Here is a 22515-nt window from a genome sequence, read left to right as displayed (position 1 = left end):
CGAACCACGTCAACAGCTTTAAATCGAGATAAGACTGTCTTGAAAAACATTGACGACGACTGCTACGCGCGAAAAAGAAAGCCCGCCATGAGAGGCGGGCTCGCAAATGGACAAAGCGCGGCTAGAGCTGGGAAGGGCCGTAATACATCGGCCAGTGTTTTAATCGCAATGAGAGTTAATGCGAAGCTTCGTCGCCGTAATGCCGATCCGGAATCACAACGATATTCCCCACGAAGCGCTTTTCCATAAACCGCGTCTGCGCCTCATGAAACTTCGACAGCGGATAAGTCGCCGCGAGAACCGGCCGAATCGTACCGCTCTGAATATAGTCGAGCACGCGTCTGAACGCGCCGCGCGTGCCCTGCGACGATCCGTTCAACTGCAATTGCTTCAGATACATCGTGCGCAAGTCGAGTTGCACGACCGGCCCGGCGATCGCGCCCGCGGTCGTATATCGTCCCTCTGGCCGCAGCACGTTCAACAGCTTGCCGAACAGCGCCCCGCCAACCAGATCCGCAACCATGTCGACGGGCCGGCCGCCGGTCATCCGTTCGACGTCCGCGATGAAGTCGCCGCTGTCGCGCAGCATCACGCTTTGCGCGCCGAGCGCGAGCACCGCTTCTTCCTTGCCCTTGCTGACCACCGCATACGGAATTGCGCCGCGCGCGCGGCATAGCTGGATGATGGCCGAGCCGACGCCGCCGGACGCACCGGTAATCAGCACCGCTTCGCCGCGCTTCACGGCTGCACGCTCGATCATCTGCTCGCCGGTGTGATAAGCGCACCAGAACGTCGCGAGCTCGGCGTCGGAATACGTGGAGTCGACGCGATGTGCGTTTTCCGCGGGCACGGCCGTGTATTCGGCGTAGCCGCCGTCGCGGCCGTGACCGATGTAGTCGATATCGGCGAGGCTGTGGTCGTCGCGGTTGTAGATCGACGCGTCGACGATCACGCGCTCGCCGATACGCGCATCGCTGACGCCGCGACCCACCGCGACCACGCGTCCGACGATATCCGCGCCCTGAATGCGCGGAAACGTCAGCGTCGAGCGGCCGCGTCGCCACGTCGAGACCGCTTGTGGGTCGTCGTCGGTGCCGTAGGCGCCCTGGCGGACCCACACGTCGGTATTGTTGAGACCGCAGGCGGTCACATCGATCAGTACCTCGCCGGCCGCGCAGGACGGCACCGGCACGTCGTCGCGATAGACCAGTTTGTCGAGACCGCCGTGCCCGGTCAGCACGACGGCCTTCATCGTTTTCGGAAGCATGGTTCCCCTCTTGTCGGGACGGGCATCGTGCTTCGCGAGTCGATGCGGGCACGACGCCCGTGCGATTACGGTTTGACGAACAGCTTGCGTGGCGTCCGGCAGAAGGTCTCGACACCGGTCCTGGTGATCAGGATGCTCTCGGTGATTTCGAGGCCCCAGTCGTCGAGCCACAGGCCCGGCATGAAGTGGAACGTCATGCCCGGTTCGAGGACGGTCTTGTCCCCGGGACGCAGGCTCATCGTGCGCTCGCCCCAGTCGGGCGGATAGCTCGCGCCGATCGGATAGCCACAACGGCTGTTCTTCTCGATGCCGTATTTATGCAGCACCGCGAAAAACGCATTGGCGATGTCCTCGCAGGTATTGCCCGGTTTCGCCGCGGCAAGCCCGGCCTCGATTCCTTCGACCACCGCGCGCTCGCCCTCGATGAAATGCTTCGGCGGTTTGCCCAGATACACGGTGCGCGACTGCGGGCAGTGATAGCGCTTGAAGCAGCCGGCGATTTCGAAGAACGTGCCGGCGTCCTTCGCGAACGGCGTGTCGTCCCAGGTCAGATGCGGCGCGGCCGCGTCGGCGCCGGTCGGCAGCAGCGGCACGATCGCCGGATAGTCGCCGCCATGACCGTCGATGCCGGTAATGCCTGCCGAGTAGATCTCCGCGACAAGGTCATTCTTGCGCATGCCCGGCTCGATTCGCTCGACGATATGCGCGTGCATCTTCTCGACGATGCGCGCGGCCACGCGCATGTACTCGATCTCGCGTAGCGATTTGACCGCGCGCTGCCAGTTGACGAGGCCGGTGGCGTCCTGCCATTTCGCGTCCGGCAGATGCGCGACGAGCGAGCGATAAGCGGCGGCGCTGAAATAGTAGTTGTCCATTTCGACGCCGATCTTCGCGTTGGCCCAGCCGCGCGCCGCGATCACGTCGCGCGCGAGATAGTCCATCGGATGCCGCGCGGTGGATTGCACATAGTGATCCGGATAGCCGACGATCTGGTCGTGCTGCATGAAGACGGTGCGCTTTGCACCATTCGCGTCCTGACCGCGGCCGAACCAGACCGGCTCGCCATCGAGCGCGAGCAGCACGCACTGATGCACGTAAAACGACCAGCCGTCATAGCCGGTGAGCCAGGCCATATTGGTCGGGTCCGACACGATCAATAGCTCGATGCCGGCCGCCTGCATCGCCTTGCGCGTCTTGGCAAGACGCGCGGCGTATTCGTCGCGTTCGAACGGCAGGCGCACGACGGGCACCTCAATTCGCGATTCCTGTTGCGTCGTATCTGACATCTTCCCCTCTCTCTGAGCGTGACGTCGTTGCGGGAAGTGGCGCGCGGTGCACGTGAATGCCGCGCCACGGGTATTTCTCGCCGCAGTCTAATGCCGCGAAAAAACGCCTCCGAATGTGCTAGTTCAATGTTGGTGACGTTATCGAAGCATGCTTGTGGTCTTGTTGCAGTGCACCCTTCGCTCGCCTTGGTCCGCGCGAAAAAAAGAATTGTTCTAGAGCAATCTGGTTTGCAAATATGGCTGCGTATTCTGGTTCGCATCACTGGCATTTCCGGCGCCGCAGCCGCATTCCATTGACTCAAATCACGTACGACGAACGGGATCGAATCGATATGAACACTGCGCGAGTTACCGATCTATTGAGTGCCTCAGGTATCGCCCCGGCAAGTCTTTCCTCGGAGCGTACGGCGACGCCCGCAAACACTCAGGCGCGCCGCGACCAAAGCCCAGCGAATAAGCCGTTGATCCGACTCGACCGGATCACGAAACGATATGGCGCGCTGACCGTGCTCGACGAACTATCGCTCGACGTGATGCCCGGCGAGAAGCTGGCGCTGATCGGTCCGTCGGGATCGGGCAAGACGACGATCCTGCGCATCCTGATGACGCTCGAGACGATCGACGGCGGCCATATCGAGGTGGACGGCGAACAACTGTTTCATATGCCGCGTGGCGGCCAGATGGTGCCCGCGAACGAAAGGCATCTGCAAAAGATGCGCGAGAAGATCGGGATGGTGTTTCAGCACTTCAATCTGTTTCCGCACAAGAGCGTGCTCGACAACGTGACGCTCGCGCCGATGCTGACGAAGGGCGAGAGCCGCGAGTCGGCGGAGAAGCGCGCGCTGGAACTGCTCGACATGGTCGGCATGGCCGACAAGGCGAAAAGCCGTCCCGCACAACTGTCGGGCGGGCAGAAGCAGCGCGTGGCGATCGCGCGGGCGCTCGCGCTCGCGCCGCGAATCATGCTGTTCGACGAAGTGACGTCCGCGCTCGACCCCGAACTCGTCGAGGAAGTCCTGAACGTGATGCAACGGCTCGCGCGCGAAACCGATATGACGATGCTGCTCGTCACGCACGAAATGGGCTTCGCGCACGATTTCGCCGACCGCGTGCTGTTTTTCGATCGCGGCAGGATCGTCGAGGAAGGCAAGCCCGAGGACATCTTCACGCATCCCACGCACGAACGGACCCAGACCTTCCTGCGCAAGATCCTCGCCGCGGGGCATCGAATCTGAGCCGAGCCGCAACAGATTGTTTTTCCCATGCTGCACATCACCCACTACTACGTCATACCACTACGCCATAGGAGCCAGAGATCATGAAGCTGAAGGGGATTCTGATTGCGGGAGGGTTGTCTCTGCTGACGCTCGCGAGCCTCGCATATGCCGCCGACGACAAGCTCACGCAGCTGCGCCAGCAAGGGTTCGCGCGCATCGCGATCGCGAACGAGCCGCCGTTCACCGCAGTCGGCGCCGACGGCAAAGTGACGGGCGCGGCGCCCGATGTCGCGCGCGCGGGGTTCAAGAAGCTGGGCGTCAACGACGTCGTCGCGTCGGTCTCCGAGTATGGCGCGATGATTCCGGGCCTCGCGGCCGGCCGGCATGACGCGATTGCGGCGGGGCTGTTCATGACGCCGCAGCGTTGCGCGGCCGTCGCCTATTCGCAGCCGGTGCTGTGCGCGGTCGAAGCGTTCGCGGTCAAGAAAGGCAATACGAAGAGCATCAAGACCTACGAGGAAATCGCGAAAGATCCGAAAGCGGTGATCGGTGTGGAAGGCGGCACGACCGAGCAGAAGCTCGCGACCGCCGCGAACATTCCGACCGATCGCGTGATCATCGTGCCGGACGGGCAAAGCGGTCTGAAGATGCTGCAGGACGGCCGCATCGACGTATTCGCGTTGCCGCTTCTTTCGATCACCGATCTGCTTTCAAAGGCGAAAGACCCGAACCTCGATTCGATCGCGCCGGTGCAGAACACGCCGGTGCAATGCGACGGCGTCGCGTTTCGCAAGCAGGACACCGCGCTGCGCGATGCGTTCGATGTCGAGCTGAAGAAGATGAAGGATTCCGGCGAGTTCGCGAAGATCGTCGAGCCCTATGGCTTCTCGGCGAAGGCGGCGATGTCGGCGAGCCGCGAACAACAGTGCGCGGCGAAGAACTGAGGCCGCGATAGCACGCCATGCGCGCGGCACGGTCGCGCGCATGGCCTCCGATACATTGCGCGCGAGGTGCGTCGATGAACCACTGGTCCGGTTATTTGCAGCTGATTTTGCAGGGGGCGCGGACAACCGTCGAACTGACGCTGATGGGCGCGGTACTCGCGCTCGTCATGGCGTTCGTCGCGGGGCTCGGGCGCCTGTCGCGCTTCTTCGTGGTGCGCGCGTTGGCCACGTCGTATATCGAGTTCTTTCGCGGCACGTCGATATTCGTGCAGCTGTTCTGGGCGTACTTCGTGTTACCGATGGCCGGCCTCACGCTGACGCCGCTGCAGGCCGGCGTGCTCGCGCTTGGGCTGAACGTCGGCGCGTACGGCGCCGAAGTGGTGCGCGGCGCGGTCGCCGCGATCGGCCATGAGCAGCGCAGCGCGTGCATCGCTTTGAATCTTTCCCGCTATCAGCGCATGCGGCACGTGATCCTGCCGCAAGCGTTGCCGCTGATGCTGCCCACCTTCGGCAACAACGCGATCGAGCTGCTGAAGGGCACGGCCGTCGTATCGCTGATTTCGCTCGGCGACATGACCTTCCAGGCGCAAGTGGTGCGCTCGCAAACCGGCAATACGTTGATCCCGTTCGCGACGATTCTCGCGCTGTACTTCGGCATGGCCTGTCTGATCTCGTTCGGTATGCGCAAGCTGGAAAGCCGGATGAGTTTCGGTCTCGACCGCATCAGGAGATAGACGAATGGAATGGGACTGGAGCTTCGTGCGCGAGATTCTGCCGATCCTGCTGCAAGGCCTGGAGATCACCGTGCTCGCTACATTGCTGGGCGCGGTGGTGGCGGCCGTGGTCGGCATGGTGATTGCCATTTTGCGGCTGGCGCCGAATCGCGTGGTGTCGCGCGGCACGTCGGCGGTTGCGGGCTTTATTCGCGGCACGCCGCTGCTCGTGCAGCTGTATTTCGTGTTCTACGTGCTGCCCGACATCGGCATCCGGATGCCGGCGCTCGCGGCCGGTGTGCTCGCAATCGGCGTGCATTACGCGACATATGCGGCCGAGGTCTATCGTGCCGGCATCGAAAGTATTCCGCGCGGGCAATGGGAAGCCGCAAAGGCCTGCAATCTGAGCCCCGCGCAAACCTGGCAGCACGTGATCCTGCCCGAAGCGGTGCCGCCGATGGTGCCCGCGCTCGCCAATTACCTGATCTCGATGTTCAAGGAAACGCCGTTGCTGTCGGCGATCACGGTCCTGGAATTGATGAATCAGGCGAAGATCATCGCGAATACGGACTACCGCTATCTGGAGCCGATGACGCTGGTCGGGGCGCTGTTCCTGATCATCAGCCTGATTGCGGTAGCCTTTGTGCGCGTACTTGAAAAGCGGTTTCCGGCTCCGGGGCATTGAACGATGCAAATAACTATTCGGCAGTTCGAGCGAGCGCCGCATCTGGTCGAACGCGCTTTCGACAAACGTATCGGCCTCGTGATTCTCGCGACCGATCACACCACCGAGCCGGATTTCGCGGCACTCGTTGCGAACGAGCATATCGGCATTTACGTGAATCGCGTGCCGTATGCGAACCCGGTCACGCCCGACAATCTGCGCGCGATGCAACCGTCACTGACCGCGGGCGCGGCGCTGATTCTGCCCGACGAAACGCTCGACGTCGTAATGTATTCGTGCACGTCGGCGTCCGTGATGATCGGTGATGCGCAGATCGAGAGCGCTATTCATGCGGCGAAGCCATCGGCCAGAGTGGTCACTCCAACGGCGGCCGCGGTCACTGCGCTCGACGCGCTCGGCGCGCGGCGTATCAGCGTGCTGACGCCGTACACGGCCGAAACGAGCGGGCCAATGGCGGAGTACTTCGCCGCGCAAGGCTTCGCGATCGATCGCTTCTCATGCGTCGGTTTGACCGACGACCGGGAGATGGCACGGATTTCGCACGACGACATCGTCGCCTTTGCGCGCGAGGCGACGGCGCGGGACTCCGACGCGCTGTTTATCTCGTGCACCGCGGTGCGAGCCGCGCGGATCATCGCGCGAATCGAAGAGGCTACGGGCAAGCCGGTGGTGAGCAGCAATCTCGCGACCGCATGGATGTGTTTGCGGCTGTGCGGCGAGAACGACGCGAGGCCGGAGCAGGGGCGTTTGATGACGCTGCCGTTGCTGATGCGCTGATGCGAATGACGTCGGGCTTTCAGCCACTCAGTGGCGTGCGCCCGACGTTCCCGACGTGAGCCGTTCGATCATGTTGCGGATCGCGCGCATCTGAACGCCTTGCTGATCGGCGAAATGTCGGCCGGTATATCCCCACCAGTCCCAGCATCCGTTCGGGTTGGTTATTGGAATCGATACCGCCTGCGGATATAGCACGACGATACGGTTGTTGTCCGCCCACTGCGTATAGCCCGCGTGCCGGACGAACGTGGTGCCGTAGGAGAGGCCGGTCGGTGAGCCGAGCGGGACATAGGCCTGACCCTGCCGACAGCCGTGCAGCGCAACGTGCAGCCGGCACGGCGCACCCGCATCGCATGTGCCCGGTACATACAGCCATCCGGTGGTGTCCATGCCCGTCCTGCGAAAAAAGCTCGCTGGCCGGTTGGCCGGTAGATAACGGCTCTGATCGAAGCGGATGAAGCGTCCCGGTGGCGTTGCCGCGGCAGGCGGCGCGAGCGGAGCAGGTCCGTAGATCCAGCCCAGTATCTGCTTCGCGCCATCGACGTTGCACTTGCCGATGAACGGCGATTCGCTTTTCGCGCAGGCCACGCCGTAGTCGAGGGTGGGCATCGTGTGGCCCGCATCGGCGATGCCGATTCGAGTCATGTTCTGTGCCGGCACGCCGAGCGCCGCATAGAACGCCTGCAACTGAGCGACGATGGGCGTAGGCACGGTCGCATCTTTCGCTCCCGATATCGTGACGATTCGTTGGCCCGCGATCCCGGAGATATCGTCAATCAGGCGATTGGCGGAAAACGTCCTGGCCATCGAGACGAGCCGCGGCACATTGGTGCTGTCAGGCGAGACCCGGCAGGCGCTCGCCGGTCCGATGGTGCATGAGCACCGGGTCGTGGCAATCAGAAGGCGGTTTTGCGAGCAATAGTACGGACCGGCCGCAACGACGCCCACGCCCTTGATGATCGACGAGTACGCGAGCGCCAGTTGCACCGCCATGAACCCTCCCGCCGAGAGGCCGGAGACGGAGGTCTGCGAGATATCGATGTTGAGCGCCGGCAATGGCGGATAGCTGGCAGCTTCGGCGTAACAGCCTGCCGACGGCATCGACAAAGCGGTGACACATATGCGGAGCGCTGCTTTCACCGGGTGGCCTCGCACTCGAATGCTTATCGGTAGAACGAACGACGGCTCGAAATTTTAAAGCGTCATAGCACCCGAATCGTGTTGTTTTTCCCGATCGTGCGCGACTCATCGCCAACGCACACGTACGGATTACCGCATCCAGTGCGGGCTTTATGGAAAACCCCGATGCCTGCATCGTCCTAGAACATCGTTGCAGAAGTGTGCCGCCGGTATCGTGGATTCGGGCGACGTTGCCTGTGTCGCATAGAGACATCCCAGGAGGAGACATGCATTACGCACATTCATGGACCGCGCAGAGCGCGCAACCGCAAGCGCAAGCGCGCAGCTTGCTGCGGCGCGCGATCGCCGCATCGGCGCTCGGCAATGCAACCGAGTGGTTTGACTACGGTATCTACGCCTATGGCCTCAGCTACATTTCGGCCGCGTTGTTCCCCGGCAGCACTTCGCAGGCTACGTTGTTCGCACTCGCGACGTTCGCCATTTCGTTTCTCGTGCGTCCGTTAGGCGGCCTGTTCTGGGGGCCGCTCGGCGATCGCCTCGGCCGCAAGCACGTGCTCGCGTTGACGATCATCCTGATGTCGGTGGCAACGCTGCTGGTCGGACTCGTGCCGACTTACGCGAGCATTGGCTGGTGGGCACCGGCGATCCTCGTCGTGCTGCGAATGATCCAGGGCTTTTCGACGGGGGGCGAATATGGCGGCGCGGCGACTTTCATGGCCGAATACGCGCCCGACAAGAAGCGCGGCTTTTGCGGCAGCTTCCTCGAATTCGCGACGCTGTCGGGGTTCTCGCTCGGCGCGTTTCTGATGCTCGGTTGCTCGGTCGTACTCGGCAACACGGCGATGCATGCATGGGGATGGCGTTTGCCGTTTCTGATTGCGGCACCGCTTGGCCTGATCGGCTTCTATCTGCGCTCCAAGCTCGAAGACACGCCGGTCTTTCGCGAGCTCGAAGAAACGATGCACAAGGAGCAGCATAGCTGCGTCACGCTGAAGGCGTTGCTGAGCGACTATTGGAGACCTCTGATCCAGCTCGGCGGACTCGTGGTTGCTTTGAATGTCGTCAACTACGTGCTGCTCGCCTATATGCCGACCTTCATGCAGAAGCAGCTTGGCATGAGCGACAACATGTCCCTGCTCGTGCCGCTGATCGGCATGCTCGCGATGATGGTGTTCCTGCCGTTTGCGGGCACGTTCTCGGATCGCGTCGGACGCAAGAACGTGTGGTGGTTTTCGTTGGTCGGCCTGTTCGTCGCGGCGATTCCGATGTTCCTGCTGATGAAGCTGAGCGTAACCGGCGCGTTCATCGGCTTTGCGGTGCTCGGGCTGTTGTACGTGCCGCAATTGGCCAGCATCTCGGCGATGTTCCCCGCAATGTTCCCCACGCAGGTCCGTTACGCAGGGATGGCGATTGCGTATAACGTGTCGACGTCGATCTTCGGCGGTACCGCGCCGATGGCGAACGAATGGCTGGTCGCGCATACGGGCAATGCGCTGGTGCCTGCCTACTACATGATGGCGGCGTGCGTCGTTGGTGCGATTGCGCTCGTCTTCGTGCCTGAAACGCGCGGCTGTTCGTTGCGCGGACAGGGCATTCCGGGGAAGCAGGAAGTGGTAGGTTGAAGTCAGCTAGCGTGGCCAGCCGCATATCGACGCGGTTTGGCCACGCATGTTCGATTGAGCGTTTATTTCAGCTGGCTTTCGCGAGCCTCGACTTCAGCAGTTCATATTTCTCACGCGACGTATCCGCGAACGCCGCCTCGCGACTCGAAAGCGTATCGTCGAATGGAATCGGCTCGGCAAACTGACTGACGGTCAGATCCCATCTCTTGCCGTCGATCAGGTTGTAGAAGTGTGTGCCGCCGGACGTTCGCGTCGTCAGAATCTCGCCACCGAAGCAGTCCTGCACGATCAGAGACGTCACGCCGCAATGATTCTGTGCCGGATTCGTCGACAACCAAGCGTGGGTCGGGCTCGACGTATCGCCGGCCCATACGCGCGAAAGGGCGCGGTAAAGGTCGATGGGCGTCGCAAAGTTCTTCGATACGGCAGGTGTCTGTGCTTCCTGTGTCATGGCGGCAATCCTTCGTTCGATGAGCGGATAAGGTCGTGAAAAACAAAAAGCCCCGTCGTTGCCGGCGGGGCTTTGTGGCGCATGTCGCTGCGAATGATGTCTAGCGGCGTATGCGTATGCGAGTCCCCACAGGCAGTCCCACGCGGGCATGCGCATGATGATGCTTTGCGATCGGGTGAGTCGTGAGGGCTTGCATAGAGAGCGAGTGTGCCTTCGATCGCGCGACGCGTCAACGAATCACCGATAACTGCGTCGCACTGATCATGCTTACGACTTCGCGCCGCTCAGGATCGCGAGGCTCGGGCAGTAGTGCGTCGCGCTCAGATACGCGGCCTGCTGCGAGCGCACGCCTGCGCTGTTCGACGTCGGCGGATCGATGAACACCTGTGCATTGTTCGATCCCGTCGGTGCGGTAAGCGTCATCGTCACTTTCCACCAGTTGCCGGATTTCACCGCGCTTAGCGCCGTTGCTTGTCCCGCGCCCCACGTGCCGCGCACGATCGCGCCGGTGTTCGTGTTCAGTACCCAGCCGAACTCGGTGCCGCTCGGGTCGTCGGTCTGGATCGAGCCGCCGGGGAACACCGTTGCGTTGGTGGTGGCGAGCACATAGTCGGTGAACGTGTACGACTGGCCGCCCTGTACCCGGATCACTTCGTGGATGTTCGACACGGACGAACCATTCGTGCTTGTGACCGTCGCGGCGCCACGATTGACGCCGGAGATGTCGGTCGCGGGCACGGCGGTGCCGCCGTTCGACTGGAACCACGCATCCGGCGTCGCGAGACTGAGTGGCGAATTGATCAGGTTGTTCGCATAGCAGGCCGACGCGGCTGCGTCGGCCGGCGGTCCGTAGAAGCTGGCGATGCTGGACTGGATCGCGTTGTCGGTCGTATCGGACGTCGCCTTCGTGATGATCGCGCCTTCGAAGAACTGGATCGGCGCGGCGCTGCCATCACCGCCTTCGCCGAGCGACAGACCGCCTTGCCATTGGCCGTTGAATGCGTGACCGGCATCGTTGCCGAAGATCAGCGCTTCAGGCGGCGCCTGATCGTACAGCGACGTCAACACGCTTTGCGAGGCTGACCCGCCTTTGACCGCGAACAGATTCGACGCGTTGACCGGCGAGTACTTCGACAGCACCGTAACGAACTTCTCTTGCGCGGGCTGCTGCGGGCCGTACAGATAGACGCCGGCTTCGGCATCCACACCCGGCCAGTTGGTGTCGAGCGCATTGCACACCGGATCCTTCACGTTCGACGGCTGAATCGAGTCGCCGTCGCAATAGCCGAACACGGCCGCATTGCCGTTAGAGAACGCGAGCGCGAACATTTCGCCTTCGATTTCGCCGTGCGCATAGGTGCTCGGATTCGCGCTGCTTTCCATGTTGCCGTAGGTGCCGCAGCAGGTCGACGATTGGCTGTAGTGCGCGCCAGCGACCATGTACTCGGCGATTTCGCTATCGCCGATCGACTGGTTCACCGTGCCGAAGCGTTTCCGATAGGCCTGCCCGGCGAGCGTGCCGAGAGCAGCAATCTGCACGCCGTTCGTCGTGACGAACCCGAGCCTGGCCGGTGTGCCGGGGAGCGCGGGCAAGTCGTTGCCGATCGTCAGTTGCTGCGTCGGCGCCTGTGCGGTCAACGCGCTCGGCGGTTGCAGCAGTTGCACGGTCAGGGTGCCGGCGGTGCCGGGCAGCGTGATCGTCGCGAAGCCGTTGAGGACCGGCACGGTGGTGGTTTTGCTGCCGTTCTGTACCGTCAGCGATTCAGTGCCGTCCTGGTTCAGCGTCAGCGTCGCCGGGACATTGCCGAACGCGCCGTTTTTCAGCGGCGCGACCAGATCTATCTGATCGTAGATGTAGGTAACCGAGCAGGTCGTGTTGTTGCAGAAGGATTGCGCGCTCTGCACATTCGCCGAGCCGACCAGCGAGCGGTCGCCGCCCTTCAGCGTGCTGTTGGTGTACGGATAGACGTCGAGCGTCGTGTTGTCGGACGCGCGTTGAATCTGGAACAGCGGGCCGGTGTAGTTCTTCGTCAGTAGCCGGGTCACGCTGTGAGCGGCGGAGCAGGGCGTGTTGGCAGTCGCGGCGGCGTCGCAGGGCAGTGGGGGAGTCGTCGAGTTGTTGTTCGCCGATGCGTTCGAATTCGATTGCGATGCGTTGCTGGATACCGCCGCGTTCGACGTGGCTGCGTTCGCCACCGGCGATGTCGATACGCCGCTATTGTCGCCATTGCACGCGGCGAGTCCGACGGCCATCGCCAGCCAGACCGCCACTAATCCTATTCTTCTCGACATCATGACCTCCTCCTGTTGAACCGCTGATTGGTTGGAAATACTTAGGCCTACGGATCGGGATAAAGAGTCGTTATGGTGTTGGTTGCTTCGCAAGGGAGCCCGTGGGGCTGGCGTCGAACCTGGCAGGTAATAATATTAGTCAAGAATATCGATTTGCTTGCATGGGGTAATCCCGCATGCGAGCATCGGTAGAATGAAGGAATCTAGGCTGTATGCGGCATACGCATTCCGCATACCTGCGGGACTTTACGGAATTATTACTAATATTTTGACCGGTGCGACACGCGGCGTGCTGCCGCGATGACGTGATTGCGCCCGCCGTGTCGAATCAGCGCGACGCCGTGAAGCAAGGGGAATAGAAGTGAAAGTGACGCGCGGCGAATCAGAACTTCACCCGCGCATGGCTTGCGCCGATGTACTTCAACGCAAGTCAACCGCCGGACAGAACTGTGTCCTCGATTTCATAGCGTTCGTTACCGACCGAAATCAGATTGATGCCGGCATGTTTGCGCGTCAGCGTGTCGACGGGCGTCGGCTGATCGCTCGCGGACGCGGCTGTGCCCATCACGCGGCCGTTTACGCCGAAGAAAATGGCTCGCGTCATGCCGTCGGGCCAGTAGACCACGACCGTTGTCGATCGATCGCTGTGATGCACGACGCCGAACTTGCACATCGTTCTGGTCTGTCCGTTGCCGCGCTCACACGGCAGCGTGCCGCTCGCGCTGATCGCCGATTCCTTCACGGGTACGTGGCCATTCTGCGAGCTGGTCTGAGCGCCTTCCGTGGAAATCGAAATCAGCGTCACGCCATCCGCTGCGCCGACCACGCGCGCGCGCCGCTGGTGCTCGACGATCGCGCGCACGGCGGCGCTGTCGCGCGGACCGGGGCAACCGACCAGCATCGCCATATGATCGAGATAGTTCGCGGTCGCGGCCGACTCGCCGAGCCGCCGGCAGACATCGCCCGAGTGCGGATAGCCATCGCCGAGCACGACGAACGAGGCGGGCCATTTGAACGGCTTGCCGGTGCCAGCGGCCTGCGCGGAAGTCGACGCGCCGCCGCTACCGAAAGCCGTCGCCGCCATCGCGGCATACAGCGCCAAAGCGAAAGACCGGGTTGCGCGTCGCATCGATGTTCTCCTCGGCATGCTCACGTTCGAGCCGCACCGGCTGCCAACGCGGCCTGCGCCCGCTGCAGCCACTCGCGATTGTGTTCGCGCGCGTGGCGCGGCCAATGTTTGGCGTCCTGCACGATTTCCGCGTAGAGCGCACCGGCGCGGCGGCGGTCCGCGTCTTCCGGTTGCGCGGCGAGCCAGTCGGCGAACAGGCAGCGCGGCGCGACATCGGTTGCGCAGGTCAGCGAGTGTTCGAATGCCGCTCGCGCACCCGGCGCGTTCAGCGCAGCCAGCGTGCGCGCGTACAGCAGCGCCGGCTCGCCCTGATTGCGCGCGTGCGGATTGATCGAGAACAGATTCGCCAATATTGTATCGGCGGCCGTGTAGTTGCCGAGCGCGAACTGCGAGCGCGCGAGACCTATCAGTAGCGCTGGATCGTTCGCAAAGGGGCCATTCGCCGCGGCCTGAAAATGTTCGAGTGCTTCACGCGGATTGCCGGCCGCGAGCAAGGCCTCGCCGAGCCGCATCCGATGCTGCACGGTCGGCGAGCGCTCGAAAGCGGCGCGTGCTTCACGCAGCGCGCGATTCGGATCGACGAATTGGGTGATCGCCTGCGTGGCCACTCGCGCGCCGCGCGTATGGCGCAGACCCGGCAGATAGATCGCGAAGAAGTACACGACGCTGCCGAGCAGCGGAAAGGCAAACAGAATGAATAGCCAGTAGATGCCCTGGTTATTGCGCATCGCGTGAATAGCGAAAAAGATCGCAATGAAAACGTGAAGTCCAATTCCAAAGAAGTAGGGCATATCGATTCAACCTTCGAGCATGAAGAAAAGCGACGAAACTATAGCGCTCGGAATGGTAGCGGATGCGCGGCACATTCAGTTCGCCGAGCGTCAACGAGTCCCAGGTCTTGCCGCCGTACAGTAGCACGAGCGGACTGCATCGGTGCTCGTCCTTACCCGGTTCGCAGCCGCACTCGCCCTTTTCAGTCCACGTTCAGACGCAGGTGGTGAGCAGCAGCGCGGGCCCGAAGGTGATCACGCTCGCGACCAGCGCCGCGATCAGGGTCCAGACGACGACGGTATGCATGAACGAGCTGATGCGTTCGGGTCCAGGGTCGCGGGTCACGGCGCGATAGCGCCATAGCCAGCCGAGTGCGACCAAATGCAGCAGCAGAATGATCGCAAGACTCGCGCGCAGCGGGCCGGCCGGCCACGCGAACGCGCAGCCGATCGCATGCAGCGCATACAGGATCACGAACGCGAGACACCAGATCGTGAAGCCGACAGCGAGCCACCACAACCGACGTGGCGAAAGCGGACGCGCATTCATGGTCTGGCTCCCAGCATGGCGACGAGGCTCGGCAACGCGAGCACGAGTCCGAGCGCGACGATGCCCGTCGCCAGCGTGTAATCGACCCACAGGCGCGTGAGGCGCAGATCGGTCAGGCGCCGCGCGGAAACGAAGCCCGCGCCGACGCGCAGCACGTTGCTGATCAGGAACAGCAGCCCGACGCCCGCGTGAACCGCGATATACGTGAGTAGCGCCGCGGCCGTCGCGCCGAGCGCATGCTCGCGCGGATTCGGTGTCACGCCGTCGATCAGCATCACGCAGGCGACGAGCGCGACGATCAGCGCGATCGCGGAGAGCCCGATCGTGCCGTGCGGTTTGCGTTCGGCGGCGGCCGCGCGTAACGAGCCACGCGTGGCGGCTGCGGCCACCGCGAGCGCGACGACTGCGACAAGTGCGAGCAGACGGTTCGGATGCGGCGCGACCGCGGCTGGCCAGTTCGGCGCGGCGATCCACAGATAGAACGTGCCGAAGACCAGCGACGTGAACAGCGTGCCGTCCGCGACCAGCGCGCAGATCATCGAAAGCCATGACGGCGCACCGGCCACCTCGGTATGCGGCGGGACGCTGACGCCGCGCCCGACTGACAGCGCGCCGTAATCGCGCGCGTGCCCCGCGCTCTGGCCTGCGTAGATGAAGAGACCGAACGTCGCGAACGCGAATGCAACCGACAGCAGATAGAACTTGAACAGCATTGCGAGCACCGCCGCCGCGGTCACGAGTGCGGTGGCGAGTGGCAGATACGTCGAGTTCGGCAGCACGATCAGCTGCTCGGGCACGCCCGAAGTCATATGCACGCCTAGCGCCTCCTGCCAGCCGTTGCGCGTGAAGCCGAGATAGCCTTCCCCGCGCGCGAGCGAGGTAGCCAGCTGGCCGGGCGGGACCTTTTCGGATTCGGCGTCGATGTGTGGGATCGACGCGAACGCATACGGCGCGGGCGGAATCGGCATCGCCCATTCGAGCGTGGTCGATTGCCACGGGTTGCGCCGCACCCGTTGGCCGAAACGCAATTGCACGATGATGTCGATCACGACGAGCGCAAAGCCGATCGTCATCACGAAGCTGCCCACCGACGACAGCAGATTGAGCCCGTTCCAGCCTTCGTCGCCGCTATATGTGAAGATGCGCCGCGGCATTCCGAGCAGGCCAGTCAGGTGCATCATGAAGAACGTCATGTTGAAGCCGATGAACACGAGCCAGAACGCCGGCACGGAAAGCTTATGCACGGCGGTGCGCCCGGTCAGCAGCGGCAGCCAGTAATAGAACGCGGCGAGCATCGGAAACGCCAGCGCGCCGGCCACCACGTAGTGCATGTGCGCGACGACGAAGTAGGTGTCGTGCGCCTGCCAGTCGAACGGCACGATCGCGAGCATCACGCCTGTGAGCCCGCCGCACGTGAACACGAAGAAGAAGCCGAAGATGTACAGCATTGGCACATCCCAGCGCGGGCGGCCGTGCGACAGCGTGGCGAGCCACGCGAAGAACTGGATCGCGGTGGGCACCGCGACGATCGCCGAGCCCGCCGAGAAGAATGCGAGCGCCAGATGCGGAATGCCCACCGTGAACATGTGGTGCACCCAGATGCCGAAGCTCAGGAACGCGAGCGCGATGATCGCGACGACGATCGCGCGATAGCCGATCAGGCGGCGTCGCGCGAACACGGGGATCATCGTCGATAGCACGCCGGCCATCGGCAGAAAGATGATGTAGACGTCGGGGTGGCCGAATAGCCAGAACAGGTGCTGCCACAGCAGCGGATCGCCGCCACGCGTCGGATCGAAGAACGGCAGGTTGAACGCGCGCTCCACCTCGAGCAGGATCGAGCCGAGAATCAGCGGCGGAAACGCGACGATCATCATCATCGCCGTGACGAGGATGTACCACGCGAAGATCGGCATCCGATCGAGCGACATGCCCGGCGCGCGCATCTTCAGGATCGACACGACGATCTCCATCGCGAGTGACAATGCCGAAATTTCGACGAACGTGATGCCGAGCAGCCATACGTCGGCGTTCAACCCGGGCGTGTACACATTGGAGCTGAGCGGCGTGTACATGAACCAGCCGCCGTCGGGCGCGCTGCGCAGAATCAGCGACACGGTCAGGATCGTGCCGCCGAACAGATAGCACCAGTAGCCGTAAGCGGTCAGGCGCGGAAACGCGAAATCGCGCGTGCCGAGAATCTTCGGCGTCAGATAGACCGCGAAGCTTTCGACCATCGGGATCGCGAACAGGAACAGCATCATCGATCCATGCATCGTGAAGACCTGGTTATAGGTCTCGACATCCATGAAGGCCGCATGCGGTGTCGCGAGTTGTACACGCGTGAGCATGCCGAGAATCCCGGCGATCGCGAAGAACACGAACGACGTGATCATCATGCGCATGCCGAGGATCGTATGGTTGACCGCCGCGAGCTTCTGTACGCCCGGCCCGGTGCCCCAGATCGCGGCAAGCTGGCGATGCAGCCGCAGCGCGGTGATGCCCTGTGTTGGCGGCTCGACGGGCACACTCATTTCTTCACCTCCCCGTTGGCGGCGGCGCTCTTGACCGCAGCCGGAAAATCTTCCGGACGATCGACGATCACGGTGAAGTGCATCCCCGCGTGACCGATGCCGCAAAACTCATTGCATTGTCCGGCGTACCGGCCGGGCTCGTCGGCCTCGATCCGAAGCAGGTTGTGGTGGCCCGGCACGGCGTCGATCTTGCCCGCGAAACGCGGAATCCAGAACGCGTGCACGACGTCCATGCTGGTCACGGTGATGTCGACCGGCGTGCGAGCGGGCAGATGCAGAACGTTGTCGGTTTCGACGTTGCCGAGTTCCGGATAGCGGAAGGTCCATCGCCATTGCTGCGCAATCGCCTCGATGCGCGGGGGCGCATGCGCAAGCAGCGGCAGCAACAACTCGCCCGCGTACAGCGCGTAGCAGATCAACGGAATCAGGATCACCGCGGGCAGCACGAGACCGCCGAGCACGATCCAGCGCGCGGGCGGCACATGCGAGCCCCAGCCGGGCCGGAACACCGTCAGCAGAAACAGCACGAGCACCATCGCGAACAGGATCGCGGCGCCGGCCAGCATCACCCACCATAGCCCGGCGATCGATGCGGCGGCCGGACCCGATGGTTCGAGCGTCGACAGCGGCCCCGTGCAGCCGGACAACGTGGCGAGCGATCCGGCTTGGACCGCCAGACGCAAGCAGCTATGATGGTTTGCAGCACCAGGCATTCGATGCGAGGGCACGCCACCATGGCAAACAAACGTAATGCTGGAAACGAGACGCGAAGCGAAGTGATGCTCGAGCTGTTGCGGCTCGACAAGGGCTCGGCGGTGGCGCTCGTCGGTCATCCGATTCACGTGATGATGGTGCATTTCCCGATCGCGTTCGTCGTCGCGACCTTGGGCATCGACGTGATCTACTGGTGGACCGGCGACCCGTTCTGGATCCGCGCCGGCTTGTGGGCCGCCGGCTTCGCGTTCTGGAGCGGCGTCGCCGCGAGCGTGGTAGGTACCGCCGAACTGCTGCTGGTGCGCGGCATCCGCCTGAAGGAAGCGAGCTGGTCGCATGCGGTCGCCGCGATGACGCTCGTCGCGCTCGCGGGCGCGAACTGGGGTGTGCGCCTTTACTACCCCGATGAAATTCTGCCGCACGGGCTCGTGCTGTCGGTGCTCAGCTCGGTGATGACGGGCTTCGCCGGCTGGCACGGGGGCAAGCTCGTGTTCGATCATGGCGTGGGGATTCTCGTTTCGCCAAAGGAGTGATGCAGCCAGCGGCCAAGTCCCCCGGGCTCGAACAGATGCGGGGCCAGCAGGTTCGAGTCGATATGGGGCTTGGCCAGCACGATCCAGATGATCGCGACGATCACGACCAGATAAGCGATGGTCAGCGCAATCGCCGAGGCACGGCCGAACCGGCCGTCGGGCAGATACAGATCGTGCAATACCAGCCCGGCCAGCACGTGCAGCATCGCCATGATGCCGACGAACACCATCTTCGCGGTGAACCATTCAACGAAGGTAGCTTGCAGAAAAATCAGCGCGGTGCCACTCGCAATCGCGACGAAAGCGGCGGGCGAGGTCAGTTCCACGAACACGAGACGCGTGATGCGGTGCAGCCGGTCGAGCTCGGTGCCGGCCGCGAGCCCGCGACGTTGCCGAAACAGATACGGCAGCACGAGCAACCCGGCCGACCAGATCGCGATGGCGGCCAGATGAATGAACTTCAGAAGGGTCGTCACAGCGCCGGCTCTCTGACGCGCAGGCTTGACCAGACGAGTGAAAGTCCTGCCGCGAGATAAGGGATCATCGCCAGTACCCACATCAACAGTCCTGCGAGTTGCTGGTCGGCGAGTGGCGTGAGCCCCCATGCGGCGGTGGTCGCGAAGTGTGCGACATAGAGCGGCACCGGCGCGAACACGATCAGCGCGCCGAGCAAACCCATCTGGCCGATGGTCGCGACGAGCGCCATCAGCGCGGGGCCGGTCGGCAGCAACGGCGATAAGATGCTGCGCCAGATGAGCCATGCACTGCCAAGCAAACTGATCTGCATCAGCCAGTAGCCCGGCACGCTCGACAGTCCCCACGCATAAGGTCCCGGCGCATGCCACAGCCAGATGATCACCGCATGCGCTGCGACCACCGGCACGAGCGGCGGATGCGCGAGGCGCGGCAGCGGAAACGCAACGGCGAGCAGCGGCGCTACTGCGGCGATCAGAATGACGTGATGAGTGACGCGCGCGGAGAACAATGCCGAGGACAACGCGCAAAGCGGCGACACGAACACGAGAGCCATCAGCGCGACGGCGCCCCATCCCGCCCGTGCATTCGCCGAGCGGCCGCTTGCCACGACCCATGCGAGCGCCGCGAGCGCGATTAGCAATGGCGGATCCGTATTCCAGCGCAACCACAGGCTTTCGGGGACAGCCGCGGGACCACAGTAGGCGACAGGAAAATATGGCATGGCGCGATGTCTTCAACGAGTCCAGGTGTTTCTTTAGTACACGCAAGCAAAAGCGTGACAGATAACACCTTTGAAATGTCGGGACGGCTCACGATCCAACTGATCGCTTGTGTACTCTAGCGCAAATAATCTTTTTTAGGGACGGCTATCTGATTCGTGCAAGTTTTTGCGTGACAGAATGTTTTCAATTTGTCGCTCGCACTCTTTTTGCCAGCGGGATAAAGGCTAATGTAATGGCGGCGATAAGATTGCAATGGTGCGGCGCAATACTTCACGCGCAGTCTGCCCAGCATACTATGATGAAATCATGTGACGGAGACCCGCCATGTTTCATGATCCCATTCGAATTCCCGCAATCATCGAATTGTCATTGCTTGCGATCGTGCTGATCGTTGTCAGCATCCTGCGCGTGAGGCAGCAAAGGGAGCGGGCGCGAAACCGGGCAATGGCGGAGAAGCGACGGTCTGATAAAACACGAATGTAATATTCGCTTTTACTGCATCTTTAATGCTTCTCTATTCAGATATGTTGCAGATCTTTGCCACTTCTATTGACGGTTTTTTCGACGTGGCGTGCAGCCACGCCGATCGAGTTATAGCGCTGGACGCTCCAGTTGGACCCACTGCTGCACGCTTGCGCGCTGCCATTGTTGCATGGCGTAGTCCTTGAGCTTCTGCGGAACGGGATCGGCATTCAGCACGAGGCGATTGAGCATCAATGCGAGGTCCATATCGGCTATGCACCACTCGCCGAACAGATTTGGCGAATCGGCTGGAAGCAATGCGTCGGCGGCGGCGAAGAGTTTTTGAGCCGCTTGCTGTGCGCGCGACGAAAGCGGGCCGCTGCGCGATCCGTAGAAAATAACTTCGGTGGAACGCTCCTCGCGAATCGGCAGCAGATCGCTGCGCAGCCAGGCCTGCACCTGGCGCGCTCGCGCGCGCAGACGCCGATCCTGCGGATAGACCGGAGTATCCGGGAAAGTCTCGTCGAGGTACTCGGTGATCGCGGACGACTCGGATAGCGCGAAGTCTTCGTGTATCAGCGTCGGCACACGGCGTGTCAAGGAAAGGGTCGCGTAGTCGGTGGCGAGATTCGCTTTGCTAGCGAGATCGATGGTCGAAAGGTCATACGGCAAGCGCTTTTCGTGAAGCGTCACGAAGACGGACATCGCGTAGGGGCTCGCGAATTGGGTGTCCGTGTACAGCTGGAGGCGGTCTTGTGGCATACGGGCTCCGTTTCGTTAGTCAACGATGTCGAGATTGGAATACTAACCGCCCGTTGCGCGCTGTGCGGCGTTTCACCAGTGCGGATTGGCCATCTCGCAGGCCAGCAGACAGCCTAACGCCGACACGGAGCCGCCGAACAAAATCGCGCGAGGGGCTTCAAAAAAATAATTTAGCTGATACAATGGCGCCCCTCTGCCCAGGTGGCGAAATTGGTAGACGCACTATCTTGAGGGGGTAGCGCCGAAAGGCGTGTGGGTTCAAATCCCGCCCTGGGCACCATTTCGAATCGTCGGTTCGAATCTTCAAGCGCTTCGCGCTTTCTTCAGACAACGGCGGCCCGTACCAGACCATCGCGTTGTCTCTGCTTCTTCTGCGGCTCACTTTCATCGCTCAGAACTCGTTCCGATAGGCAAATAGCCCCGGAAGCCCGCCGCTCATCACGAATAGAATCTTCTGTCCCGCAGAATACTTGCCCGTATTCACGTTTTCGACGACACCCGCAAATGCCTTGCCGCTATACACGGGATCAAGCAGTAGACCTTCCGTCGCTGCCATCAACCGAACCGCAGCGCGCATGTTATCGGTCGGAATGCCATAGCCGGGTCCAAGCTGCGCTTCGTCGATCGAGATCGCGTCATCACTCACGCTAAGGCTTCGATCGATCAGTCGAACCGTCTGATTCGCTTTCTCCAAAGTAACCGTGCGCGCATGGCCGGCATTCCCATACACCGTGAATGCGGCAAGACGTGACGGATCGAGGCCCAGCGCAACAAAACCCGCAACCAGTCCCGCATGCATGCCGCCGCTTCCGTTCGGCACCACGATGCGATCGAAAGCCACGTTTTGCGCGTGCGATTGCGCGACGATTTCAGCGGCGCAGTCTGCATAGCCGAGGCAGCCGACCGGGCTCGAACCACCCAACGGACACACATACACGTTACGGCCCTGCGCTCGCAATTCGCTCGCGCGTTCCTCGGCGAATTGCAGTGCGTTGGCCGTGCCGGGAAGATCATGTACGCGCGCATCGAATAGCGCATCGAGCAGCACGTTGCCGTTCTCCATGTAGTCGTGATCGGAACGGGGCACGGCTCTCGTCAGCACCAGCTCGCATTGAAGTCCGACGCGAGCCGCCGCGGCCGCCGTCAGGCGCGCATGGTTCGATTGACGTGCGCCGACGGTAATGATGGTGTCCGCGCCACACGCGAGCGCTTCGCCAATCAGGAATTCGAGCTTGCGCAACTTGTTGCCGCCGCCACCCAGTCCCGTCAGATCTTCTCGTTTGACGTAGATGTCCGCGCCGCCGAGGCGAGCGCTCAGACGCGCAAGGTGCTGAATTGGCGTCGGACCTTCCAGAAGCGCGTAGCGCGGAAACTTTGATAAATCCAAGTGGTGCGATGAGGCGGAATTCATGGTCGTATGCGGGCGAGAGAGTTGAAAGAGACGCTTCTATTCACTTGACCGACGCAA

23 protein-coding genes and 1 tRNA gene are annotated in these 22515 nt (G+C 62.4%); 10 read left to right on the top strand and 14 right to left on the bottom strand.

The genetic code is table 11. From position 1 onward, the window contains the following. Positions 1-175 precede the first annotated feature (175 nt). Together AB3X89_RS09910 and doeA are read right to left on the bottom strand one after the other, a co-directional pair. A complete protein-coding gene (locus AB3X89_RS09910) occupies positions 176-1267 on the bottom strand; it encodes an alcohol dehydrogenase family protein (protein ID WP_368583089.1) in 1092 nt (363 codons plus the stop codon). 65 nt (positions 1268-1332) lie between these two features. Then, positions 1333-2553, bottom strand: coding sequence for an ectoine hydrolase DoeA (doeA, locus tag AB3X89_RS09905; RefSeq protein ID WP_368583087.1), 1221 nt, complete (start codon positions 2551-2553; stop codon positions 1333-1335). A gap of 332 nt (positions 2554-2885) precedes the next feature. Between doeA and ehuA the strand changes: the two genes are divergently transcribed. From ehuA to eutA, 5 genes are all read left to right on the top strand, one after another. Continuing rightward, entirely contained in the window at positions 2886-3788 is a 903-nt protein-coding gene (gene ehuA, locus AB3X89_RS09900) for an ectoine/hydroxyectoine ABC transporter ATP-binding protein EhuA (protein WP_368583085.1), read from the top strand. 83 nt (positions 3789-3871) lie between these two features. Then, positions 3872-4714 (top strand): ectoine/hydroxyectoine ABC transporter substrate-binding protein EhuB, encoded by an 843-nt coding sequence (gene ehuB / locus AB3X89_RS09895; protein ID WP_368583084.1) that lies wholly within the window; start codon positions 3872-3874, stop codon positions 4712-4714. A gap of 74 nt (positions 4715-4788) precedes the next feature. Further along, entirely contained in the window at positions 4789-5448 is a 660-nt protein-coding gene (gene ehuC / locus AB3X89_RS09890; protein ID WP_368583082.1) for an ectoine/hydroxyectoine ABC transporter permease subunit EhuC, read from the top strand. A gap of 4 nt (positions 5449-5452) precedes the next feature. Then, complete coding sequence (ehuD, locus tag AB3X89_RS09885) at positions 5453-6112, top strand: ectoine/hydroxyectoine ABC transporter permease subunit EhuD (RefSeq protein WP_368583080.1); 660 nt, start codon at positions 5453-5455, stop codon at positions 6110-6112. A gap of 3 nt (positions 6113-6115) precedes the next feature. Continuing rightward, positions 6116-6889 (top strand): ectoine utilization protein EutA, encoded by a 774-nt coding sequence (eutA, locus tag AB3X89_RS09880; protein ID WP_368583078.1) that lies wholly within the window; start codon positions 6116-6118, stop codon positions 6887-6889. A 27-nt stretch (positions 6890-6916) separates the two neighbouring features. On the opposite strand, the gene AB3X89_RS09875 is transcribed toward eutA, so the two are convergent. Then, positions 6917-8029: a poly(3-hydroxybutyrate) depolymerase gene (locus AB3X89_RS09875; protein ID WP_368583077.1), complete on the bottom strand. Its 1113-nt coding sequence runs from the start codon at positions 8027-8029 to the stop codon at positions 6917-6919. A 266-nt stretch (positions 8030-8295) separates the two neighbouring features. Between AB3X89_RS09875 and AB3X89_RS09870 the strand changes: the two genes are divergently transcribed. Further along, positions 8296-9651, top strand: coding sequence for an MFS transporter (locus tag AB3X89_RS09870; protein WP_368583075.1), 1356 nt, complete (start codon positions 8296-8298; stop codon positions 9649-9651). A 67-nt stretch (positions 9652-9718) separates the two neighbouring features. Here AB3X89_RS09870 and AB3X89_RS09865 read toward each other — a convergent pair whose 3' ends face one another. Together AB3X89_RS09865 and AB3X89_RS09860 are read right to left on the bottom strand one after the other, a co-directional pair. After that, positions 9719-10102, bottom strand: coding sequence for a hypothetical protein (locus AB3X89_RS09865; RefSeq protein WP_368583073.1), 384 nt, complete (start codon positions 10100-10102; stop codon positions 9719-9721). Positions 10103-10369: 267 nt separating this feature from the next. Beyond that, positions 10370-12148, bottom strand: a complete 1779-nt coding sequence (locus tag AB3X89_RS09860; RefSeq protein WP_368583071.1) for an arabinofuranosidase catalytic domain-containing protein — start codon at positions 12146-12148, stop codon at positions 10370-10372. A 22-nt stretch (positions 12149-12170) separates the two neighbouring features. On the opposite strand from AB3X89_RS09860, the gene AB3X89_RS09855 reads away from it, so the two are divergent. Further along, a complete protein-coding gene (locus AB3X89_RS09855; RefSeq protein ID WP_368583069.1) occupies positions 12171-12413 on the top strand; it encodes a hypothetical protein in 243 nt (80 codons plus the stop codon). A gap of 411 nt (positions 12414-12824) precedes the next feature. Here the strand turns inward: AB3X89_RS09855 and AB3X89_RS09850 are convergent, their stop codons facing one another. The 5 genes from AB3X89_RS09850 to coxB all read right to left on the bottom strand — a co-directional run bounded on the left by AB3X89_RS09850 (position 12825) and on the right by coxB (position 18060). Further along, a complete protein-coding gene (locus AB3X89_RS09850) occupies positions 12825-13523 on the bottom strand; it encodes a hypothetical protein (RefSeq protein WP_368583067.1) in 699 nt (232 codons plus the stop codon). 20 nt (positions 13524-13543) lie between these two features. Next, positions 13544-14314, bottom strand: coding sequence for a tetratricopeptide repeat protein (locus AB3X89_RS09845; protein ID WP_368583066.1), 771 nt, complete (start codon positions 14312-14314; stop codon positions 13544-13546). Between the two features lie 193 nt (positions 14315-14507). Further along, positions 14508-14843 carry a hypothetical protein gene (locus tag AB3X89_RS09840; RefSeq protein WP_368583064.1) on the bottom strand — a complete coding sequence of 112 codons (336 nt, stop codon included), beginning with the start codon at positions 14841-14843 and terminating at the stop codon, positions 14508-14510. Continuing rightward, positions 14840-17377 (bottom strand): cytochrome c oxidase subunit I, encoded by a 2538-nt coding sequence (gene ctaD, locus AB3X89_RS09835; RefSeq protein WP_368583062.1) that lies wholly within the window; start codon positions 17375-17377, stop codon positions 14840-14842. The genes AB3X89_RS09840 and ctaD overlap by 4 nt, the downstream gene beginning before the upstream one ends. Beyond that, positions 17374-18060 (bottom strand): cytochrome c oxidase subunit II, encoded by a 687-nt coding sequence (coxB, locus tag AB3X89_RS09830; RefSeq protein WP_368583060.1) that lies wholly within the window; start codon positions 18058-18060, stop codon positions 17374-17376. The genes ctaD and coxB overlap by 4 nt, the downstream gene beginning before the upstream one ends. A 51-nt stretch (positions 18061-18111) precedes the next feature. Between coxB and AB3X89_RS09825 the strand changes: the two genes are divergently transcribed. Next, positions 18112-18624, top strand: a complete 513-nt coding sequence (locus AB3X89_RS09825; protein WP_368583058.1) for a DUF2231 domain-containing protein — start codon at positions 18112-18114, stop codon at positions 18622-18624. Here AB3X89_RS09825 and AB3X89_RS09820 read toward each other — a convergent pair. After that, a complete protein-coding gene (locus tag AB3X89_RS09820; protein WP_368583056.1) occupies positions 18588-19100 on the bottom strand; it encodes a CopD family protein in 513 nt (170 codons plus the stop codon). The two genes, AB3X89_RS09825 and AB3X89_RS09820, sit on opposite strands and share 37 nt — an antisense overlap. After that, positions 19097-19822 (bottom strand): cytochrome c oxidase assembly protein, encoded by a 726-nt coding sequence (locus tag AB3X89_RS09815; RefSeq protein WP_368583054.1) that lies wholly within the window; start codon positions 19820-19822, stop codon positions 19097-19099. Before AB3X89_RS09815 ends, AB3X89_RS09820 begins: the two co-directional genes overlap by 4 nt. 325 nt (positions 19823-20147) lie before the next feature. On the opposite strand from AB3X89_RS09815, the gene AB3X89_RS09810 reads away from it, so the two are divergent. Continuing rightward, positions 20148-20306, top strand: a complete 159-nt coding sequence (locus tag AB3X89_RS09810; RefSeq protein ID WP_368583052.1) for a hypothetical protein — start codon at positions 20148-20150, stop codon at positions 20304-20306. Between the two features lie 108 nt (positions 20307-20414). On the opposite strand, the gene yfcF is transcribed toward AB3X89_RS09810, so the two are convergent. After that, a complete protein-coding gene (gene yfcF, locus AB3X89_RS09805) occupies positions 20415-21047 on the bottom strand; it encodes a glutathione transferase (RefSeq protein ID WP_368583051.1) in 633 nt (210 codons plus the stop codon). Between the two features lie 195 nt (positions 21048-21242). On the opposite strand from yfcF, the gene AB3X89_RS09800 reads away from it, so the two are divergent. After that, positions 21243-21327 (top strand) — tRNA-Leu (locus AB3X89_RS09800). Positions 21328-21438: 111 nt separating this feature from the next. On the opposite strand, the gene AB3X89_RS09795 is transcribed toward AB3X89_RS09800, so the two are convergent. Continuing rightward, on the bottom strand, positions 21439-22458 hold the full coding sequence (locus AB3X89_RS09795) for a D-cysteine desulfhydrase family protein (RefSeq protein ID WP_368583049.1): 1020 nt from the start codon (positions 22456-22458) through the stop codon (positions 21439-21441). Positions 22459-22515 lie beyond the last annotated feature (57 nt).

The organism is Paraburkholderia sp. BR14320, from assembly GCF_040948665.1.
Taxonomy (GTDB): domain Bacteria; phylum Pseudomonadota; class Gammaproteobacteria; order Burkholderiales; family Burkholderiaceae; genus Paraburkholderia; species Paraburkholderia youngii.
This window is presented reverse-complemented; position numbering and strand designations above follow the sequence as displayed.

What these genes read in the sequence shown, in the direction of transcription:
- AB3X89_RS09850 (WP_368583067.1), bottom strand. Translation starts at nt 13,523, where the DNA reads ATGCGACGCGCAACCCGGTCTTTCGCTTTGGCGCTGTATGCCGCGATG.
- AB3X89_RS09795 (WP_368583049.1), bottom strand. Translation starts at nt 22,458, where the DNA reads ATGAATTCCGCCTCATCGCACCACTTGGATTTATCAAAGTTTCCGCGC.
- AB3X89_RS09825 (WP_368583058.1), top strand. Translation starts at nt 18,112, where the DNA reads ATGGCAAACAAACGTAATGCTGGAAACGAGACGCGAAGCGAAGTGATG.
- AB3X89_RS09840 (WP_368583064.1), bottom strand. Translation starts at nt 14,843, where the DNA reads ATGAATGCGCGTCCGCTTTCGCCACGTCGGTTGTGGTGGCTCGCTGTC.
- AB3X89_RS09870 (WP_368583075.1), top strand. Translation starts at nt 8,296, where the DNA reads ATGCATTACGCACATTCATGGACCGCGCAGAGCGCGCAACCGCAAGCG.
- AB3X89_RS09815 (WP_368583054.1), bottom strand. Translation starts at nt 19,822, where the DNA reads ATGCCATATTTTCCTGTCGCCTACTGTGGTCCCGCGGCTGTCCCCGAA.
- ehuD (WP_368583080.1), top strand. Translation starts at nt 5,453, where the DNA reads ATGGAATGGGACTGGAGCTTCGTGCGCGAGATTCTGCCGATCCTGCTG.
- ehuA (WP_368583085.1), top strand. Translation starts at nt 2,886, where the DNA reads ATGAACACTGCGCGAGTTACCGATCTATTGAGTGCCTCAGGTATCGCC.
- ehuC (WP_368583082.1), top strand. Translation starts at nt 4,789, where the DNA reads ATGAACCACTGGTCCGGTTATTTGCAGCTGATTTTGCAGGGGGCGCGG.
- AB3X89_RS09810 (WP_368583052.1), top strand. Translation starts at nt 20,148, where the DNA reads ATGTTTCATGATCCCATTCGAATTCCCGCAATCATCGAATTGTCATTG.
- yfcF (WP_368583051.1), bottom strand. Translation starts at nt 21,047, where the DNA reads ATGCCACAAGACCGCCTCCAGCTGTACACGGACACCCAATTCGCGAGC.
- ctaD (WP_368583062.1), bottom strand. Translation starts at nt 17,377, where the DNA reads ATGAGTGTGCCCGTCGAGCCGCCAACACAGGGCATCACCGCGCTGCGG.
- AB3X89_RS09865 (WP_368583073.1), bottom strand. Translation starts at nt 10,102, where the DNA reads ATGACACAGGAAGCACAGACACCTGCCGTATCGAAGAACTTTGCGACG.
- AB3X89_RS09910 (WP_368583089.1), bottom strand. Translation starts at nt 1,267, where the DNA reads ATGCTTCCGAAAACGATGAAGGCCGTCGTGCTGACCGGGCACGGCGGT.
- doeA (WP_368583087.1), bottom strand. Translation starts at nt 2,553, where the DNA reads ATGTCAGATACGACGCAACAGGAATCGCGAATTGAGGTGCCCGTCGTG.
- eutA (WP_368583078.1), top strand. Translation starts at nt 6,116, where the DNA reads ATGCAAATAACTATTCGGCAGTTCGAGCGAGCGCCGCATCTGGTCGAA.
- AB3X89_RS09845 (WP_368583066.1), bottom strand. Translation starts at nt 14,314, where the DNA reads ATGCCCTACTTCTTTGGAATTGGACTTCACGTTTTCATTGCGATCTTT.
- ehuB (WP_368583084.1), top strand. Translation starts at nt 3,872, where the DNA reads ATGAAGCTGAAGGGGATTCTGATTGCGGGAGGGTTGTCTCTGCTGACG.